The 15,522-nt window shown below is 60.5% G+C and carries 14 protein-coding genes; 2 read left to right on the top strand and 12 right to left on the bottom strand.

Features of this window, described 5'->3' with window-relative positions:
- Positions 1–144: 144 nt before the first annotated feature.
- The 8 genes from IYY11_RS12735 to IYY11_RS12700 form a co-directional block, all read right to left on the bottom strand.
- The gene (locus IYY11_RS12735; RefSeq protein ID WP_409455251.1) at positions 145–738 is read right to left on the bottom strand and encodes a lytic transglycosylase domain-containing protein; all 594 of its coding nucleotides are present in this window, start codon (positions 736–738) and stop codon (positions 145–147) included.
- 242 nt (positions 739–980) lie between these two features.
- Complete coding sequence (locus IYY11_RS12730; protein ID WP_196404186.1) at positions 981–1,481, bottom strand: S26 family signal peptidase; 501 nt, start codon at positions 1,479–1,481, stop codon at positions 981–983.
- The gene (locus IYY11_RS12725) at positions 1,478–1,945 is read right to left on the bottom strand and encodes a DUF2840 domain-containing protein (RefSeq protein WP_109025227.1); all 468 of its coding nucleotides are present in this window, start codon (positions 1,943–1,945) and stop codon (positions 1,478–1,480) included. The genes IYY11_RS12730 and IYY11_RS12725 overlap by 4 nt, the downstream gene beginning before the upstream one ends.
- A gap of 376 nt (positions 1,946–2,321) precedes the next feature.
- Complete coding sequence (locus IYY11_RS12720; RefSeq protein WP_409455250.1) at positions 2,322–3,215, bottom strand: replication initiator protein A; 894 nt, start codon at positions 3,213–3,215, stop codon at positions 2,322–2,324.
- Positions 3,216–3,232: 17 nt separating this feature from the next.
- On the bottom strand, positions 3,233–3,517 hold the full coding sequence (locus tag IYY11_RS12715) for an AlpA family transcriptional regulator (RefSeq protein WP_109025225.1): 285 nt from the start codon (positions 3,515–3,517) through the stop codon (positions 3,233–3,235).
- Positions 3,518–3,699: 182 nt separating this feature from the next.
- Entirely contained in the window at positions 3,700–4,287 is a 588-nt protein-coding gene (locus IYY11_RS12710; protein WP_196404185.1) for a DUF2285 domain-containing protein, read from the bottom strand.
- The gene (locus IYY11_RS12705; RefSeq protein ID WP_109025224.1) at positions 4,247–4,441 is read right to left on the bottom strand and encodes a transcriptional regulator domain-containing protein; all 195 of its coding nucleotides are present in this window, start codon (positions 4,439–4,441) and stop codon (positions 4,247–4,249) included. Before IYY11_RS12705 ends, IYY11_RS12710 begins: the two co-directional genes overlap by 41 nt.
- A 183-nt stretch (positions 4,442–4,624) precedes the next feature.
- Positions 4,625–4,915 (bottom strand): hypothetical protein, encoded by a 291-nt coding sequence (locus IYY11_RS12700; RefSeq protein WP_196404184.1) that lies wholly within the window; start codon positions 4,913–4,915, stop codon positions 4,625–4,627.
- Positions 4,916–5,026: 111 nt separating this feature from the next.
- On the opposite strand from IYY11_RS12700, the gene IYY11_RS12695 reads away from it, so the two are divergent.
- Complete coding sequence (locus IYY11_RS12695; protein WP_196404183.1) at positions 5,027–5,332, top strand: helix-turn-helix domain-containing protein; 306 nt, start codon at positions 5,027–5,029, stop codon at positions 5,330–5,332.
- A gap of 93 nt (positions 5,333–5,425) precedes the next feature.
- Here the strand turns inward: IYY11_RS12695 and IYY11_RS12690 are convergent, their stop codons facing one another.
- Positions 5,426–5,749, bottom strand: coding sequence for a DUF736 domain-containing protein (locus IYY11_RS12690; RefSeq protein WP_109025221.1), 324 nt, complete (start codon positions 5,747–5,749; stop codon positions 5,426–5,428).
- A 958-nt stretch (positions 5,750–6,707) separates the two neighbouring features.
- On the opposite strand from IYY11_RS12690, the gene IYY11_RS12685 reads away from it, so the two are divergent.
- Positions 6,708–10,739: a type II TA system antitoxin MqsA family protein gene (locus IYY11_RS12685; RefSeq protein ID WP_196404182.1), complete on the top strand. Its 4,032-nt coding sequence runs from the start codon at positions 6,708–6,710 to the stop codon at positions 10,737–10,739.
- Positions 10,740–10,894: 155 nt separating this feature from the next.
- Here the strand turns inward: IYY11_RS12685 and IYY11_RS12680 are convergent, their stop codons facing one another.
- From IYY11_RS12680 to IYY11_RS12670, 3 genes are all read right to left on the bottom strand, one after another.
- Complete coding sequence (locus tag IYY11_RS12680) at positions 10,895–11,833, bottom strand: DUF2493 domain-containing protein (protein ID WP_246719917.1); 939 nt, start codon at positions 11,831–11,833, stop codon at positions 10,895–10,897.
- 289 nt (positions 11,834–12,122) lie between these two features.
- Positions 12,123–13,202 carry a toprim domain-containing protein gene (locus tag IYY11_RS12675; protein WP_196404181.1) on the bottom strand — a complete coding sequence of 360 codons (1,080 nt, stop codon included), beginning with the start codon at positions 13,200–13,202 and terminating at the stop codon, positions 12,123–12,125.
- Between the two features lie 70 nt (positions 13,203–13,272).
- On the bottom strand, positions 13,273–15,417 hold the full coding sequence (locus tag IYY11_RS12670; protein WP_196404180.1) for a ParB/RepB/Spo0J family partition protein: 2,145 nt from the start codon (positions 15,415–15,417) through the stop codon (positions 13,273–13,275).
- Positions 15,418–15,522: the final 105 nt, after the last annotated feature.

Raw genomic sequence — 15,522 nt, 5'->3', positions numbered from 1 at the left:
TGCACAACGACAAACCGACCGCTGGACAAAGCCGCAGGCTGTCCCTTTTATCTTGCCATAGGTCACTCACTTGCGCTCCCTCCGCCACGCTCGCGCACAAAGGCGCGAGTTGCTGCGCTAACATGCGATAGAGCTTGAAAGGGATCATCGAGCGCGACGATCTACAAAAATATCGGCAGGCGAATGCTGGACCACGCGCAAGCGTGCAATCGAGCCACCGTCCGAAAGCGAAACTCGCGCAAATATCTTGTCATCGCGCTGCGCCGGAAAAAGAGGGTGATCGACGGATTCCCCGGTAGTCGCTCCGGCGCTGGCCGCGCTGTTTTGGGCGATTTGCCGCGTAGAATTCAGTTTGGTTAGAGCGACGAAGGTTGACGGTTTGCTGATGTCGGCGGATGGGGAACTTTGCGTCGCAGCAAGCTCCTCGAGGCCGAGTTTTGATGCAAGTCCCGTAACGTAAATTATCGTCTCAGTCGGCAATGGGCGTCCACGCAAATATTGTTCATAGCGCTGTGGACCGGCGTTATAGGCGGCGAGGAAGCCGCCTTCGCGATAACGCTCGAACACCTCGGAAAGATAGGCTGCGCCCGCCAAAATATTGTCGCCTGGATCGAAGGGATCGGGTCCAAGAGCATGCTTGAGGCGTAGCTCCTCGTATGTCGCCGGCATGATCTGCATCAGACCGATTGCGCCTTTGCCGGAGACGGCGCATGCGTCGCCATAACTTTCAGCGCGCATGACGGCGCGAATCCATTGAGGCGGGATATGGAAGCGGCGCGACGCCTCGTCAGTCGCACTGCTGATGGCTTCCGCCGATGCCTGAGTCGAATTTAGCGCGCATTTGGCGATCTGGGCGGCGCGGGCCTGCGCATGCGAAGTCGCGGCGGAGGCTGTCATAGAGGCGAGCATAGCCGCGGGAAACGCCAATCGGCGGCGACGTCTGCTGGAGAGTGTTCGAATTTCGCTTGGCGTCAATGGCGTCACTCCAATGTCCAAAGCGGGACTGCGCGTCCAATCAATTTTTCGGAAGGAATGGTTCCGAAGTATCGTCCATCGAGCGACGAGGGTTCATCCCAGTTGATGAGAAAAACCTGGTCTTCAGCCACCGAAAGGCAGCCGTTCCAAACGGGCAGGGGTCGTCCGGCATGGTCGCGTTCCTGCGCCACCGCCATCTCAATGCCGTCGACGATCACGGTGCGCCTATTGCGGCAGACTCGCTGGCCGGGTAATGCAGCGACGCGCTTGATCAGCAGCGCGCCCTTAGCGAGATAGCGACGCTCAGCTAGCCAGTCTTCGAGCGCTTCCGGTGGTCGCGCGACAACAAGATTGGTAACGGCGAGTTTTCCTTTAGGCTGGACGGCATAGAGACCTATTGGGACGCTGGCGGAGGCGTTCCAAACCAGAAGCGGGTCGTGTGTCGTCACGAATGTTGAAGCGACGGCGCAGCTTGCGAGCAATGTGAGAACGATGGATCTGATCATTTGGAATTGACCCTCGCGCGCAGGAGCCAGGCTTGATGGCGTTCTCGCGAATAGGGTCGCGTAGACAGGCCGGCAGCCGATCGATTGTGGATATGCCGCCAATGATCCGGACAGATATCTTGTGGCGCAAAGCCCAGCGACTCAACAGCATCGATGGCGCGCAGAACCCGCTGAACTCTGTCCCAACCCGCCGCTCTAAGAAGAATTTCGGCGCCGGGCTTGACGGCGGGGATAGTGGAATGGGGCTCAATCGATTCACAGGCGCGCAGGATATCGATGCGCGAAACAAGCGTCCCGTAACCGTTCGACGCCCAACGGACGAATGCGAAAATGGATCCCGGCGCGAAGTAAGCAATGCGTCGTCTGCGGTCGAGCGTGCGTTCATTAACGGGCGCGCCGAAACGAATCCAGCGCTCGATCTTGCCTTTAAGAAAATAGAGCTCCACTTCGGTGAGCGCGGTCATGGCGCGCCTCCGCGAGGCACAGAGCTGGCTGAGTTTCTTGCGACGTTTGAATCGACGGAGGGAGTTCTTTGAATGCGCCGCTTTTGCGCAGGTGCGCGACTTTGATGCGTGCCGCTCGGAAGCCAAGAAGCGGCGATTGCTCCGAACCGATGTCGCTGCCTGTCCTCTCTTTCCGGCAAAGCTTTGCCGCGATCATCCATACGGTGGATTGCGGCGTGGTCCGTTAGGATGAATCCGAAGGATTCAATGTTAGTACAGTTAGGAACGCCGTGAACGATGACATAGCACGGCGTTAGTGCCCATTTTGGTCCCCGATAGCACGAGGATCTGGTCCCTGATGGCACGATAGGGTAGGTCCCCGATAGCACGAACGTTTTCACAGCTTATCCACAGAGGGGAGAGAGGGATCGAGGCGGCCTAAAGCGCGCTTGAACGGGTCGAATGGAATTGGCGCGAAGACGAGACGCTCGTCGCCAAGCGGGTCGTGACGGATGGAGAGCTGGTAGTTTGGAAGCGGCTGCCGACGTACGATGTCGCGCAGGTCAAACGCAAAATGTTTGAGCGGCGACAGCGCGCCGGACTTCACGTGGAGATGCCGGAAATCGAAACTCCAGCCGCCGCCCTTACGTCCGCCATGCTTTCGCACGAGGCGATAGAGCCAACGCTCGAGACCGCCCGTCAGCGCGAAATATTCCCGATCGATCGTCAGCACCAAAGCTTCGTTCATGACTCCGGCGTAGAACCAATCCGGTAGGATCAATTCGACGCCGAGCGGCCGGCCGTTCGCGTCGGATGTTTCCTTCCATTCGTTGATCCAGGAGAAGCGGTGGCGCCGCCGCTCTGCCGACTGGCGAATGGATGTCGCGACGCTTGTCGACTGCAGCCTGTCGAGCGCGGCCTTCAGCCGCTGATAGTCTCGGGCGCTCGTCGCACGCCCGATAAAGGTCAAAATTTCATACGGAGTCGCCGCCATCAGGCGCGAGGTTTTTAAGCCGTTGTCGCGCGCCTGAACGATCTGTGAGGCCGCCCAAATGAGCACGTCTGCGTCCCAAATGGTCGCCATGCCGTGTTCAGGCGTCGCTTCGACCTTGATGACGATCTCTCCCATCCGGAAGTCGATCGGCGTCAGGCGTTTGGATTTGGCGAGGCTGAAAAATGGGTAGGACATCAGGTCCTGGGCGTCGCGCGCCGCGAGATCGCCGGGGAGCGCGCGAAACAATTTGAGCTGCTCGCGTTCGTCGTTGCGAAGGCGCATAGGTCGGCCGTTCATGGCGTGCGTCGGACGCTTCAGCGAAGCGGCAGATGGGCGCGCAGGAGCACGTCGCTGGCGTGCCGACGCGCGGGTAGAACGGTCCCGGAGCCAGGATCGGACGTCGAGGCTTTGGTTCCGCGTTCCACCCATGCCTGGAGGTCGTCGACGCGATAAACGACGCGGCCGCCGAGCTTGGAGTAGCGGGGACCGGTGCCATAGGTACGGTGCTTTTCGAGCGTGCGGCCGGAGAGGCCGAGGAAGCGTGCGGCTTCGGGCGTGCGGAGGTAGCGCGGCGGGAGTTCTGCTGGTTGTGCGGACATGATCGAACCTTCGAATAGCGAAGCGCGCCGCCGACAGCCGACGGGCGTCGTCGATCACATTGGCGGAGAAGGTCCGGAGGGAGGGATGACGGATATGTTGAGTGCGAGATTCGTCACCCTCGCAGCTGCGAGTTGTCGAGGCGCCGCGAACGACTGAGCGGAATTGTCCGCGAGCGGATCGGCTATTTCGTCAGAAACTTACGATAGCCGCCGCGCATCAGCGCAATGCCGCCTTTCACAAGACGGATCGTCATGGCGCGTATCGAGGATGTCTTCCAGGGCTCACGATTCAGTCGTTCATGACCGAATAGCTGCTCTGCAATGTCGCGATAGGACGCCTTCGCGAGGTGTCCATCGAGCGCACAGAGCATTTCTGAAAATCGCTTATCGTCGATCTTCGCCGCGCCCGGGGACGATCCATTGACATGACGGAGAAAGCGCAAGGTTGCTGCGGAACGCGTCTGTGTCGACTTATCGACGGGAATAAGCGCTGAAAGCGCGGCGCCTGGCGCCGGAGGGCCGGGCAACCAGAGCCGATGTTCCCGGCGTCTCGCGCCAAGGATCACATAGTCTCCGTCCGACGTCGTGCGGCGAGACCGTAGGTCGGGCCAATTTTGCGGCGCGTAGGCGAGCATCGAGGTAAGAGCTGGATGCGCGTCGAGCATCACAACGCTGGAGCAGCATTCGGGACGCCAGAAAATTTCGGCTTCAGTGGCGTTCAGCGCTGGGTCAGCCGCGAAATCGAAGCCCCCAACACCGCTCGGGTCCATCTATGCCAGCGTCGAGCCGCGACCGGAACTCGGGATCGGCGTATTGCGCCTGATAGTCATCGTTGCGCCGTAGATATTCCCAGGCGTAGTCGCGCCAATTCGTATCTCGCAAATGCTCATATGCGCCTTCTGAGCGCCAATCGCCGATGGTCATGGAAATTCTCGGATAGGAGTGGCTAAGCCCATGTTCGAAAGACTATTTGTCGATAATTTGTCTAAGAAATCCCGGAACTACGGCGTGATCGTTCTCGGCGAACGGCCGTTACATCACCTTCCCAATGGCGTCCTGACCGAACCATATCAATTTAGCGCTGCAAAACTCGGCCCAAAGAACCATTCACGGCGACCCGTCGAGAAAGTCCCTGTAGCCGCTCGTCGTCATCCATTTCGCACGCTGAAGGTGCGTATCATAGGCGCGCTTCGCGCGTTCTGGCTCACGTTCCGGATCGATTCCAAGGACGTTCTTCGAAACCTCCTCCCAGGCGGCCCCTTCCTTAGCGGCGTCTAGCAATCGCAGATAAATGATCGAATGCGCGCGGTCGTAGTCGACCACGTGGTTGTCAGTGGGCGCGACGTCGGCGATTGAACTGGCTTTGGTGTGCGGCACGATTTCCGATTCCGGGAACATTAGATGTTTACTCTAGCCAATCTTTCCTGCGATCGTCTCGCGCGAAATTACGGCGCAAATACATACTATAGTGGATAAACCTCATAGTGTGTGTCGGTCCAGCCTTTCCCCATGGATATGCGGAGGCTGGTCGGAAGAAACGTGCGAAGAATCAGGCTCGAGAAAGGCCTGACGCAAGAGAAGTTTGCCGAACAGTCGGGATTTACCCAGCAATATGTGAGCGGCCTTGAGCGTGGTCTCCGAAATCCAACGATCGTGAGCCTTTATGAAATCGCGCTTGCGCTCGGCGTCAATCATGTCGCCTTGATCACCCCGGATGACGAAGCGCGCGAAGAAGAGGCCCGACGCCTCGAAGGGAAAGCGCGCGGGCGGTCGAAAAGTAGCGCGAAGCGACGGGAGTCAAAGGCTCGAAGATAACAGCGCGAGTAAGTGGAAAATCATGCGCCAAAGCGTGACTTATCCGAAAGTGAAGGACTGCCCCGCCCGATTTCTCAGGCGGGGCATTGGCGTTCAGTCTCCATTCGGCTTCCGCCCCCGCGACCAGATCAGCGAGTGGCCGTCGCCATCCTCGTCGTCGAAGAGATTGGCGTAAATCGGAGCCGTGAAGCTCGGATCGTCGAGCTTGACCGAGAGATAGTCGCGACCCTCGTTCGAGCGCTTGGACCAGGCGGCGCCGATTTCCGCGCGTCTGACGAAAACCCGGTGGCTCGGGGCGTTATCGTTAGAACGGTTGGCTTCCGGAACGATGCGGACGCCTTTGGCCTGGACGCTGAGCGTCACGATTTCGCCGAGGAATTCATTGCCGGACTTCTTGAAAGAGCCGATGTTCGCCATTGTAAGTCTCCTTAGGTTCTGCTGTCTTCGAGCCCGCGACCATCGCGGCCTCGATGGCGCTTCGCAGCCGAAGGCGATTCGTCGACGCACCCCCAGGGCCGCAGCGAAGCGGAGGACGGCATGGGCGCGGCTTTCTTGCTTCGCGAGGAATGACGCCGCAGGCGTCAGGGGAAGAAGGTTGCGCCTATGCTGTTGCGGCTATGGCGATCGAGGCGGAGCCGGTCTTCGGCCAGATGAAGCCATAAGAGAGGTCGTGATGGTCGTAGCTGGCCAGACAGCAACCTCTATGAATGACTTCGCCAACGAGAGGGAAAAAGCACAAGACCGGCAGAATTCAAAGCGAGGGAAAAGAAGTAGCAGCGCACGAAAAGGCGGCGGCGTCAGGGATAGGTCGCTTCGAACATATCTGCCTAGAAGAAGGAAAATGCGGCCGGCGAGTCTAATCGGTCCGTCAACGTGCCTACAAGCGCCCAGCGACCCGCCAGCGGTTGGTACGCGCACGAACCGTGAGATTGAACAGAAGCCACGCCGAATAGCGAATGCGATGACGTTGATGAAATATAAGGCTGAGCATCCGCGGGTTTCCTTGACACACCAATCGGCCGCAGCGCCACCGCTACGATAATCGAAGCCGGCACGCCGGACAAAGAAACCGCTCAGGAATCGCCACAGTAGTGCATTTCCGCTTAGCGCCATGAACGGACATTGGTTCGGGCGCGAGTGCGGTGGCCGCCAACCCACCTTCGGACAAACTGTCCACGGGCGGCTCTGGCGACGGAAGCGGAGCAGACCTGCGCAAGCCGCCGCTTATGCTTCCGACAAGCGATCTGTAGCGCCAACGAGAGTTTCTCGGCTTCGACGGCGTGACACGCCCTAAAAAATCATTGCGATCGGCGATAAAATCCATTAGGTGACCATAATGGTGTAAAGCGCATTAAAGTGACCATGGTGGTGTTGCATGGAACTAAAAGCCTCGGGCGAACTTTCGCCACCAGAAATCCGGCGTATCCGGGAGAAGATCGGTCTGACCCAGGTCGAGGCGGGAGAGCTCTTGGGTGGTGGGCCCCGCGCCTTCACGAAATACGAGAGCGGCACCATCAAGCCGACGACGGCGACCGCGAACTTGTTGCGCCTGCTGGATGTCAAGCCTTCCGCCATCATCACGTTGTCCGGGGGAAAGGTCGCACCGATGGAATCGGACGACACGCGGCTATTTGAGGTGACCGGCAGGCACATCGCGGCGTTGAGTCCACGAAAACTGGTTCTCCTAACGCGGCGGCTGCTGGACGGCGAGGCCTTCAGCGGTGACTTGCCCATGGACGGAATCCACGTGGCGGCAAACATCACCGCTGCCGACGGGGGAGAGGATGCGCGCATCGAATGGCAGGGCGAGCCCGAGCGAACCAAGTTCCTGCCGAACCGCATCTCGCAGTTTCAGCTGAAGGCCGGCCCAATCACACCCAAAGAAGCGGGCGACGATCTGTTGACGCCGGCTGGCGAGGTGAAGGTGATGGTGCGCGACGCCCTAGCGCAGGGCGGCTGCTACATTATGGCGTGCGCCCATTCGTACGAAAACAAACTCGTCAAGGCGCGGGCCGATCGCATACGGGAGGCGCTTGCCAAGGCCGGACTCAAGATTCGTCCGGACCAAGTCCAGTTCCGCGATGCCGACCAGATTGCCTCTTGGGTGAATTCCTTGCCGCCCGTTGCGGCCTGGGTACTGGAGCAGACCCAGCCGGGACTCGTCGGACCACTTAAGGATTGGACCCATTGGGCTGGTCGCTACGACGCATCGCCCTGGATTTCAGATGCTCGCTTGCCAGCGTTCCGCGAGAAGCTGCGCTCTCTTGTAGCGAAGCCGAGAGGCGTCGCTCGAGTCGTTGGCCTTTCGGGCGTTGGCAAGTCGCGGCTCACGCACGAAGCCCTCGGCCCTACGGACGAAGAAGAGACTTCCGGCGCGCGGCTCTGCGATCTGGTTCTCTATACGGTGGAATCTGAAGCAGGATCGGTGGCTATTAAGAACATCATTCAGAATCTCGTCGATTCCGGCTTCCGGGCGATCGTCGTTGTGGACCGCTGCTCCTTGGATTCGCACCATGACCTGGTCGGGATGGTGAAGCGGACCGGCAGCCGGATTTCGCTAGTGACGATCGATCACGAAGTGCCGCCGTCGTTGAAAGGTGATGACGAGCTGTTGATGGTTGAACCGGCTGCCGACGCCGTCGTGGAGGGGATGATCAAGCAGATCGCTCCCGACTTGCCGAGCGAAGATCATCGCCGGCTCCTAAAGTTCGCGCGCGGTTTCCCGCAGATGGCAACCTTGCTTGGTCAGGCGTGGCTGAACGATATGCCCATTGCCGCCGCCACAAACGATGAACTAATCGATCGTATTCTGCTTGGGCGGAAACCGTTAGATCCCGCCTTGCTGAAAGATGCCGGCATGTTGCTCGGCGCTTTTAGGCTCCTTGGCACGACCGACGAACTGGACGACCTTGCGCACGTCGCCAAGTTCACGCGAGACCGATCTCCCGAAGACCTGCGCGCCGCCTTGGCTGATCTTCAGGAACGCGGCGTCGTGCAGCAACACGGACGCCTAGCGAGCCTTCAGCCCAAGCCCCTTGCGCTTAAGCTTGCTGAACGCCAGTGGCGGCAATGGGGCCAAGCCAGATGGGACGAGGTGTTAGCAGGCGATTTGCCGGAACGGTTGCGCAAGAACGTGGCGAATCAGCTCACGCTGTTGAACACGCAAGACATCGGTCCCCAGGTCGCGCGCCACGCGATGCGTCTCGATGGACCGTTTGCGTCGCTGACAGCCCTCAATCGCAAGGGCAGCCCTGACGTTTTAAGCGCCATGTCTGAGATCGACGCCGCGGCCGTGGTCACACTTCTGCAGCGGATACTGAACCCGCTCACCGTCGAAGAGTTAAAGCGCATCGATGGCGACTTGCGTCGTGGGCTTGTTCATGCGCTGGAAAACATCTCCTTCATTGAGAACACCTTCGAGCGCGGTGCGCTGTTGCTGCTAAAGCTAGCCGTCGCTGAAAACGAAACTTGGGGTGACAACTCGGTCGGGCAATTTAAGGCGCTCTTTCCGGTACTCGGCGCCAACACGACAGCGCCCGCAAAGCCTCGCCTTCAACTCCTTGATGAATTGCTGCAAGCCAACGATCCGATGCAAATGGCACTCGTGGTGGACGCATTACTTGAAGCATCGAGCATGCACTCGCACGCGCGGATGATGGGTCCTGGAACGCACGGCAGTCGGCCGCAGTTAATTCCGTGGCAGCCAAAATATTGGAGTGACGCTTGGGACTACATCATCGCGTGTGTTGATAGGCTGGTTGACCTTGGCCTGCGCGACGACGCGATCGGCGCCCGAGCACGAAATGGCATTGCCCATCAGTTTCGCTCCTACATTGGCGGGGGCCAAATCGAACAAATCGAACGCTGGGTAGCGCGCACCAGGGCGGTTCATCCGTATTGGCCAGCAGCTTTGAATGCCCTGGGCGATGTCCTCCAATACGACCTGAGCGGGCTCAAGGAAGGCGAAGAAGAACGTGTCCGCAAACTCATTGCTGATCTTTCTCCGCTGGATGCGGCGAGCCGCGTCCGCTTTCTTGTCACCGAGATGCCTTGGGACTATCCGGTCGACGAGGATCTCGAATTCGACGAGCGCGGAAAGCGACAGGTTGAAATCGTGCGCGATCTAGCGCGCGAGATGCTGACGCAGCCGGAGGCATTGCGCGGGTGCCTAGCCGACCTGTCTGTTGGCGAGCAGCGGATGTCAGTTGAGTTCGGCAAAGCGATTGCCGAGATGGCGGATGATCCGCTGTTATGGGAAGAGCCGATCAAAAGCGCCTACGCTTCTGTCGCCGATGACAGCCGAAATTATGGATTGGTCGCGGGCTACTACTCGGGCCTGGCAACGCGAAAGCCGGAGGCGGTCGCCGCATACAAGCGCGAAGCGGTTCATTCGAGGGTCTATGCGCACACGCTGCCGTTCGTCTGCCTACTTATCGGCATCACGGCGAATGATGTTCGTCTTGTCTGTGAAAGTCTCAAAGCGGGCATCTTGCCTCCGGGTGCAATGTCACACTGGGGGTTCGGCGGTGTGCTCGCAAAGCTCGACGCGACCTCAGCTGCGCCGTTGTTCGATCAACTCCTCACGATGAATGGGATTGGCTATTCGGTCGCTCTCGACGTGATGGGAATGTTCGTTCACGGGAAACTTGATCGCCTGAATGAGCTCCGGCCACAGGTGATGCTGGCGGTCCAGAACGTTAGCAAACGGCCAAAGCGACGGGGCTCGCAAAGGGATGCTCACCACTTCGAGCACATTGTCGGTTGGCTACTCAGGAAGGGGCACGATGACGCTGATGCGCGCGCGGCAGCGGGCACGCTCGCGTCGTACCTCGCATCCGAACCCGACGGCAACGCAGCGGACCTTATCAAACCGCTGTTGCCGATCATGATGAAGAACTTCGCTTCGACTGTGTGGCCGCCGTTGGGGAATGCGATTGTGCAGGACCGAGCTGCGGCTTGGCTGATTGAACACGCGCTTGGTGATGGTTTTTCGTTCGCCGACAGAAAGCAGCCTGCGATCCTGCACTTACCGGAAGACGTTCTGTTTGCTTGGGCTCACGCCCATCCGGACGCAGGCCCCGCATTTCTGGCGCGTGTTCTGCCAGTTCTAACAACCCGTGCCGAAGGCGCCGACCGCACGTTCCATCCATTGATGACCCGGCTTCTAAACGAGTTCGGCGACCGCGATGACGTGCGCCGCTACCTTACACAGAACATGCACACCTTCGGCTGGACTGGCTCTCTCACGACCTACTATGCCCTCTATGAAGAGCCGCTGCGTTCGCTCTTCGACCACCCTATCGGCTCTCTCCGTCGCTGGGCGAGAGAAGCACACTTGCAAATTCGCAAGAAGGTCGAAGCCGCTAAGCGCGACGATGATGAGCGGGATGCTCAATGGAACGCTTGACCACTGCTCGCCAGTAGCGTCCGCTTCGGGTCAGAAGCAGTCGTCGATTTGAGATACAGCGCTTGGCTATCGGAGGGTCTGACGATCAAGAGCCGGTCGCGTGATGCGGATAGTTCATAGGTTTCAATCCTCTGAATGGCGTGAGGTTGTGACGTTCATGCGCCGCCATCGATGAATTTCCATACCGGGATGCCGAGCATTCGCGCCTTATCGGCGAGATTGGCGGAGATGCCTGACCCGGGAAAGACGATGACGCCGATTGGCAGCGTCGCGAGCATGTGGTCGTTTCGCTTGAACGGCGCAGCCTTGGCGTGACGCTTCCAGTCGGGTTTGAAGATGATCTGCGGAACCGCGCGGTTCTCGGCCCAGCAGGCGGCGATGCGTTCGGCGCCCCTAGGCGATCCGCCGTGCAATAGCGCCATATCGGGATGTTTCGCGAGAGCCTTGTCGAGACGATCCCAGATTGCCCGATGATCGTTGAAATCGAGTCCGCCGGTAAAGGCGATTTTTGGACCGGGGGGAAGAAGTGCGTCGGAATCGGCGCGACGTTTGGCGGCGATAAAATCGCGGCTGTCGATCATCGCGGAGGTCAAAGCGCGGTGATTGACTCTGGAACCCGACCGGGGTCGCCAGGCCGAGCCGGTATGGCGCTCGAATTGATTGGCGGCCTCGTCGCGGAAAAGCTCCATGCTGTCGCGGCGCTCGATGAGGGTGACGCCTTCGGCGATCAGACGCTCCAATTCCACGGAACGGATTTCGGAGCCGTCTTGTTCGCTCTGGCTGCGCTTTTGGGCGGCTTCATTGTCGGCGAGCCCACGTTCGGTCCGCAGCACGGCGCGATGAAAGATATTGACCGTCGACCACAGCAGATCTTCGATATCCGGTTCGAGACGGGTATCTGACAACGTCGAGACGAGCGCGTCGAAGATGTCCGCGACCGCGCCGGCGATAGACTGCGCTTCCGGCAATTGCCGAGGGTCGGGTTCGCCCTCGAAGGGACGAAAGCCATAGAGCTGCAACTCGGTGAGAACGCGCCCAGTTGGGGACGTCGAGAGCGACGAAGCCGAGCGCAAATCATCGGAATGGACTGTCATGGTGTTGCTCTTTGCCGGATTGGCCGCGCCCTTCGCGGCCTTCATGGGCGTCCGAAGCGGCAAGCAAGAGCCGGCGCGCACCGCGCAGCGGCCGTAGCGCAGCGGAGGATGGCGGGCGGCGGCTATTTTGTTTCGCGCTGCAAAGCGCCCTTGAGGGTGCGGCGGAAAATAGTTGCCGTCCGCCGTTGCGGCGCCGGATCGCTTGCCGCAGGACCAACCCCTTTTGAAGGCCGCAGGCGCGGCCCTTTCGGCGATCAGGATCGCCACGAGCAATTCGTCGATTGCGCCGTCAGATTTGGACCGTCGGCCAACCGACCGCGCTGTGCGTTGACATTCGTGGGATGAAGCGAACGACATCTTCAGGAGCGAGCTGCGTTCGCAGCGCCGCAAGAAGTTCGGCGATACCGAGAAGGCGGAGGTCGTCGTTGAAGTCGGCGAGCATCGGCGACAGGACGATCGTCTCAATGCCGGCTGATGAAGCGCGTTGCGCGAGTTGGTCCGTCGCATCGTCTCCGGCGGCGTCATTGTCGCGCGCGATGTAGAGGCGGCGCAAAGTCGGCGGGAGCGACAGGGCCGCCAGATTGCTGGCGGAGAGCGCCGCGATCATAGGCAGGCGCGGTAGTGCACACCGAAGCGACATCATGGTCTCGACGCCTTCACCGGCCGCCGCAGTGTCCTCGACGGATCCGAACCTGACGCCATGACCGCGCAGCTGGCCCATGGCGCGCCTTGGCGTTTCGATCGCGGCTTTGTCCTTGCCAGACGGATCGAGCCAAGTGCGCTGAACGCCGACGATAGCGCCCGACGCGTCGGCGATAGCGGCGATCAGCGCCGGAAAGGTCTGCGTCGGCGCGTGTCGATCGGGGCGGTAGTAGCAGCGTGGATGAAAGCGAAGCTCGCTTGTTTCGAGAAAGACCGTGATGCCGCGATGTCTGAGATAGGCTTCCGCCAGCGTGCTCGCGATCGGGTACGACATATGGAACAATCGGCGCGCCGACTCGGAAGAGCCGGTCGGAGAGAGCGAAGTAGGGTTTGTCGACATGGGTGCTGGGTGGCATCGCGGGCTGTTCAACAAGCGCCGCGCCTCGTCGAGCACGTCGCCGAAATTGCTCAAATTGCATCGGATGCGGATGACGTCGAGCAAATCGCCGTGCTCGCCCGTCGCCGCATCCACCCATTTGCCGGCGGCGGTTCTTCCATATGCGTTGCCATTCAGGCGCACAAAAAGCGAGCGGCCCGGCGTATTGTTGATGTCGCCGACGAGCCAATAGCCGCCCGAGCGACGACCGTTCGATAAATACCGGCGGCAGACCGCCTCAGCCTCTTGCGCGAGGCGGCGGGCCAGTTCCGAGGCGACCGAGCTCGACACTGATTCATCCTCCAAGAAAAAAGGGACCCGCCATCTCTGGCGAGCCCCTCGCTATCGGCCTCGGGGAGGTCTACTCGGCGGCGATGCCCTGGGGGCCGACCGACGCCCGATCAGCATCGTCCCTGGGCGTGGTTTCGTCGATGGCCGATTCGCTTTCGATCGCCGCCGATTGTTCGACGGCCGCGTAGTCTTCCGGACCGGCGGCATCGGAAGATGCGTGCGCCGAAACATTCAGCGGATGTCCGGGCGTGCGGAGCGGCTCAGGAAGCCAGTTCGTTCCGGAAAGAAGCTGTTCCACTTCTTGCGCCATGTCGCCCTTCTTCAGCCCCTCGATGCGCCGGGCGGCGCCGGCACCTTTTGCTTCGCGAACCGCCTGGACCATCCGCACCTTGGTGACGCGGCCGAGGAAATTGTCGACCGTTGGCGTCCACCCCGTTGCTGCGATGTCGAGGGAAAGCGAAACCGCGAGACAATCCGCATGGGCGATAGCGCGCGGCCGTCGGCTCCAGGGCTCGTGCACGGCGTTTACCGTCAGCGAGACGCAATGTGCGAAGAGTTGCTGGCGCGCTTCGACGTCAAAGGTCGTGAGTGCGTCCCAGAGGTCTTGCGGCTCCGCCGGGAGTTGCTGCGACCAGTCGAGATGACGCGCGTCGACCTTCGCTGCGAGCGGCGTATCCGAGAGACCTGGCGCCTGTGCGCCGAAACAAACATTCTTTGCTTCGATCTCAAGACAGGTGTCGGAGCCGTAGCGATAGAAGAGCCGCAGACACAGGGCATGAAGCGCCGCGAGGAACGCGGTGTCCGGGTCATTGCCGAGCGCCTCGCGCAGCGCCAGCGTGCGATAGGCGGTGAGTTCGGTCAGCAATTTGTCTGGTAGCGGCCTAACGCCTTCGTCTTCCTCGTCTTCCGCTGGACTCGTTCGAACAGCGTCATCGCCATCGGATGCGTCGGGATGAGGCACAACGGCCGCAGTCGAACCTGCGCCAGCGGCTTTTTCGATCTCGCTTCTGGCGGTTGATGCTTCGGGCTTCTCGCTTTGCGCTTCGTCCTTGGGGCGGACGTAGCCGCGCTCGACCCGCAGCCGTCCAGAGCCGTCGATGCTGACAAAAACGCCCGCGCGGGCGATATCCTCCTGCGCGTAAATAACCGGGCGGTCTTCCATCGCTTCGAGCGCCGCCTCGATCTCCCCAAGTCGCATATCGACTTCCTCGGGGATTTCGTCGGCTTCGGAATAGTCCGCTTCGAGCTGAGCGGCTTCGAGACGAAGCGACTCACGGGTTGCGACTTCCTCTTCGATCAAAGGCTGGCGTTCGCCCTGAAGGTGGCGGAGCCCATAGGTGTGGCCATAGGGGAAGTCGATCGCCGTCTGGACCCATTTCCACCCCTCGGCCCGGACGGGCTCGGCGTCGCGTGCTAATTTTTCGGCGACCAGCCGTTCAAGTAGAGCGGCATCCTGTAGCCAGCCGCCGTCATCGCTCTGGAAAAGGTCGCGCATGATGGGCCCGCCGGCGGCGAGATAGTCTTCGCCGACATATTGCGCGCGCTTGTCTGAAGCCCGCACCGCGCCTTCCGTGAGAAGCCGGCGGATCTGATACGCCTCTTTGTTGTAGGAGCGCTGGACCGCCTCCCAGACCTGCTCCTGACGCTCATGATCAGAATTGACGGTAAAGGCCATGAGCTGGTCGAGCGTCATGCCATCCTCGGCGTAGATGTCGAGAAGGTTTGAGGACACCGAGGCAAGCCGCAGCCGCTGCTTCACGACGGCGACGCTGACGAAAAAGGCGGCGGCGATCTCCTCCTCACTTTGGCCTTTCTCGCGCAAGGTCAGAAAGGCCCGGAATTGATCTAGGGGGTGCAAAGGCGCGCGCTGGACGTTCTCGGCGAGGCTGTCTTCCTCAGGGGTCCCCCCCAGACGAATGACGCAAGGGATTGGGGCGTTGCGTGCGAGGCGCCTCTGCTTCACCAGCAGCTCCAGGGCGCGGTAACGGCGCCCTCCCGCGGGAATTTCGAACATGCCGGTCTCTGCGCCCTGATCATCGAAGACCGGCCGCACGGTGATACTCTGCAGGAGCGTGCGGCGGGCGATATCCTCCGCGAGTTCTTCGATCGAGACGCCGGCCTTGATCCGGCGGACATTCGCCTGAGACAGGACCAGCTTGTTGAAAGGGATATCGCGCGAGGCGCTGAGCTGAATTTTCTGAGCCGACTTGGCCATGGCAATGAACTCCGCGACGGGTGGCCGAGAGCCTCTCTCCTGGCCTCCAACCCGTCACGAAGCGCGGCGCCGCCCTCTGACTTTAAGGGCGACGCCGGGACATCA

This window comes from Methylocystis sp. H62 (assembly GCF_015709515.1).
GTDB lineage: Bacteria > Pseudomonadota > Alphaproteobacteria > Rhizobiales > Beijerinckiaceae > Methylocystis.
This window is presented reverse-complemented; position numbering and strand designations above follow the sequence as displayed.